2 protein-coding genes and 1 tRNA gene are annotated in these 3712 nt (G+C 71.3%); all 3 read left to right on the forward strand.

Annotated features, from left to right (window positions below):
- Window positions 1–1041 precede the first annotated feature (1041 nt).
- Window positions 1042–1115: transfer RNA gene (locus ACFV04_RS43510), tRNA-Met, on the forward strand.
- Between the two features lie 440 nt (window positions 1116–1555).
- Window positions 1556–2407, forward strand: coding sequence for an NmrA family transcriptional regulator (locus tag ACFV04_RS43515; RefSeq protein ID WP_380536613.1), 852 nt, complete (start codon window positions 1556–1558; stop codon window positions 2405–2407).
- An 83-nt stretch (window positions 2408–2490) separates the two neighbouring features.
- The gene (locus ACFV04_RS43520) at window positions 2491–3138 is read left to right on the forward strand and encodes a hemerythrin domain-containing protein (protein ID WP_360269152.1); all 648 of its coding nucleotides are present in this window, start codon (window positions 2491–2493) and stop codon (window positions 3136–3138) included.
- Window positions 3139–3712 lie beyond the last annotated feature (574 nt).

Consider the following 3712-nt stretch of genomic DNA (forward strand, 5'->3'; position numbering starts at 1 on the left):
ATGTTTATATGAGACTGGCCGCCGGGTCCGCGCCCTTCCGACCGGTCAGGGACCGGTCGGCGCCGGGACGTCGGTGTTGTAGTCCGCGAGCCACGGCACCGGCGACCGCCGCCGGCGGCGAACCAGCCGTGCGTGAACCGCCTCCACTGTTGCTCGCACTGTTTCCCGATTCGAGATCGACCGGCATCGTGACTGGGACACCGATTCCGGCCTTCGGAGAGGCTCACGGAACGGTGTCACCAATCGGGATGTGGCCGGAATCGGAAGAGTCCCGCCCGGTCGGGCGTCGAATCCGCACTCGACCCCCCGAGCACGCCGTCGTGTGCGCCCCCCGTGAAGGCCGTTGCCTCGGCGCCAGGGGTGAATTGTAGGGGCGTCGGGCCGCCGGCCGAAGTCGAGGACCGGTCCGGGAGGCTGTCTCACGGCTGTCTCACACTTCTGACCTGCTGTGATGTCGAAGGTCGAGAAGGACACTTGGAGACACCGCAGCGCAACTCGAAGCGCGCTCCGGCGATCCCGGCCGGGATCACGTGACCTCCACACCGGTGGACCGCTTCGGGTACAGGCGGGTTTTCTCTCTTGCCCACCGGGGAGTCGACACCCTTTCGGGACATCGATCAGGACGTGTTTCACGCTCGGCGCCGGCACGGAATTCGGGGCGGTCGCTGACCGGCGGAGAACCGCCGGTGCGCACCGTTGCCCGTCGCGATCCGCTGCGCTCCTTCATTCGCGCCGGAAAGGCGTCGACACCCCGAAGGACTGCCTGGCAGGCCCGGCACCCAGCTGGAGCCGGTGCCGGACCTCCGCGTCGTCCTCCGCCACCGCGTGCTTCCGGTGTGCTCGATGATCACCTCGCCGACCTCGCGGTTCTGCGACGGGGTGCGCCGGCGCGCCTCGGTGCGACTGCGCCTGTTGTCCGGCGCGGCCCCGGTGCCGTCGCGGTGCTGTCCCGGCGGTGTCGCCGTTCGGTGGCGTGGTTCGGTGGTGTCGGAAAACCGATTTCGTATTCGCCGGGCTGTCGCCTAGAGTGGGTCTTACCGACGCGGGGTGGAGCAGCTCGGTAGCTCGCTGGGCTCATAACCCAGAGGTCGCAGGTTCAAATCCTGTCCCCGCTACTACCGCAAGCCGGGGTCGGCGCCTGATGGCGCCGGCCCCGGCTTCGTCGTGTTCCGGCCGCATTCCCCGCCCCCGTCCGCCCCGGATTTCCGCAGACGCGGCCGGCTGTGCGGATCCGCTTCCCGGCCCTTCGGCCCGAATTCCGCAGCCGTTTCCGCCGGTGGTCGAGGAGGGGTCGAAGGGGGCTGGAAAGAGCTTTCGGCCGTCGGTGGGCTGTGTTGTGGTGGGTGGCGGGGGCCGTGGCCGCAGGCGGGACGGCGACCGTGGGTGGGCGGAGCGTCGCTGGTGAGCGGTGTAGACGCTCGCGCATGGAGCTGAGTGCGGTGGCTATGGTTCGCCGGACCCGGGGGGATTTGAATGGTGCCACGACGACGAACCGATCGGACGCGAGCGGCGCCCACGGCAAGTCGGACTCCTGTGATTCCTCCGTGTCTTCGAAATGAGGGTGATCGTGATGGCTGGTGTGGTGGATCTTTCGACGGATGCCGGTGTCGTGCTGGTGGTGGGTGGTACGGGCAAGACGGGTCGTCGGGTGGCGGACCGGCTGACGGCCCTGGGGTACGGGGTGCGGGTGGGTTCGCGGTCGGGTGCGGTGCCGTTCGACTGGAACGACGAGGGGACGTGGGAGGCGGCGCTGGAGGGTGTGAGTGCGGCGTACCTGACGTACTACCCGGATCTGGCGTTCCCGGGTGCGGTGGAGGCGGTGGGGGCGTTCTCGCGGCTGGCGGCGGCTCGGGGGGTGGGTCGGCTGGTGCTGTTGTCGGGGCGTGGTGAGGAGGCGGCGGAGGCAGGGGAGAAGGCGGTGATGGAGTCGGGGGCCGCGTGGACGGTGGTGCGGTGTGCGTGGTTCAACCAGAACTTCAGTGAGTCGTTCTTCCTGGAGCCGGTGCTGGCGGGGGAGTTGGCGTTGCCGGTGGGGGGTGCGGTGGAGCCGTTCGTGGACGTGGAGGACATCGCGGATGTGGCGGTGGCGGCGTTGACGGAGGCGGGGCACGCGGGTGAGGTGTACGAGCTGACGGGGCCGCGGTTGTTGTCGTTCGCGGATGTGGCGGTGGAGTTGTCGGGGGCGGTGGGTCGTGAGGTGCGGTTCGAGGCGGTGTCGCCGGAGTCGTACCGGCGGGTGCTGGAGGAGGCCGGGTTGCCGGCGGACTTCGCGGAGCTGTTCTCGGTGATCCTGGACGGTCGCAACGCGTCGCTGGGTGACGGGGTGCGGCGGGCGCTGGGGCGTGAGCCGCGGGACTTCGGGGACTACGCCCGTGAGGCCGCCGCCTCGGGCGTGTGGAACGTGTGAACCGGCTCGTCCCGGGTGGCCCCTACCGGCCGCCGCCGGGCGGGCGTCGGAAGGGAACCTGAACGGACTCTGGAGGTCTGGTCATGTCGGACGGCACAACGGTCTGGTCGAGCGAGCAGGGCATCAGGACACTGCCCGGCCACATCAAGGGCTTCGGCCTGATGCACGTGGCGATGCGCCGCGACGCGGCGCGGCTGAGCGCCGCCGCCGCGCGCGGCTCGTCGGGATCCACGGCGGCCCTGGCGGAGTGGTTCGGGCGGCTGCGCGCGGTGATCGACTGGCACCACCACAGCGAGGACGAGATCCTCTGGCCGTACCTGCGCGGCCGGGTGGCCGGCTTCGACGGCGGCGGGGTCCTGGAGGAGGACCACGAGGCGCTGGACCGGTCGATGCGGCGGGTGGCGGGGGTGCTCGGCTCCGGCCTGCGCGCCGAACTGCCGGAGGCCGCGAAGGCGTTCGAGACCCTGGTGCGCGATCACCTGGGACACGAGGAACCGGTGGTGTTCCCCGCGCTGGCCGGCCTGCCGGTGGACGAGTACCTGCGGGTGGAGCGCCGGATCATCCAGAGCGCGCCGACCCAGGTCATGACCTACCTGCAGCCCTGGATGTTCGACGGAGCGGACGCGGCCTCCGTCCGGGCGGTCTCGGCGACCATCCCGGCCCCGGTGCGGCTGATCGGGCGGACGGTGCTGGAACGGCGGTACCGGCGCAGCCTGGCGCCGGTGCTCTGAGCCGGGCACACGACCGGTCCGCGCCGCGGGCGGCGCCACCGGGTGCGGCCGGTGCGGCCGGTGCGGCTGGTGTGGCCGGTGTGGCTGGGCGGTGCCGGGTGCGGCCGGGCACGGCGGTGCGGCTCCGGATGCGGCATTCGGGTCGGGGTGCGGCTCCGGATGCGGACGGGCCGGACCGGGTGTGGCCGCCGGGCCAGGGCGCCGCAAGACGAGGCAAGTGCCGTCCTGCGGGGCGGGGTTCCGGTTGTCGCGCTTCCGTTGCGCGGCGCACCGCACGGTGGGCGGTGTCGTGTGCAGCACGTTCGTCGGCGCCGCAGCCCGCGGGCCGGGAGAGTGAAGGGGTCCTGAGATGCGTTCGGATCAGACCGCGGTTTCGCCGTCGTACTCCGTGCCGTCGGCCATCGGAGGTATGGGGATGGGGAGTTCGGTGCAGACTGTCGGACAGAGCAGGGCGGCCGGTCCGGTGCTGGCCGGTGCCACCGTCGCGATGGGGTTGATGGCGGGGTTGTTCTTCGCCTTCGACGTGTCGGTGATGCCGGGTCTGGCGGCCGGTGACGACCGGACGTACGTCACG

The sequence above is a fragment of the Kitasatospora sp. NPDC059599 genome (assembly GCF_042735125.1).
Classification (GTDB): domain Bacteria; phylum Actinomycetota; class Actinomycetes; order Streptomycetales; family Streptomycetaceae; genus Kitasatospora.

Coding starts and splice junctions, on each gene's coding strand:
- ACFV04_RS43515 (WP_380536613.1), top strand. CDS start 1,556: ATGAGGGTGATCGTGATGGCTGGTGTGGTGGATCTTTCGACGGATGCC.
- ACFV04_RS43520 (WP_360269152.1), top strand. CDS start 2,491: ATGTCGGACGGCACAACGGTCTGGTCGAGCGAGCAGGGCATCAGGACA.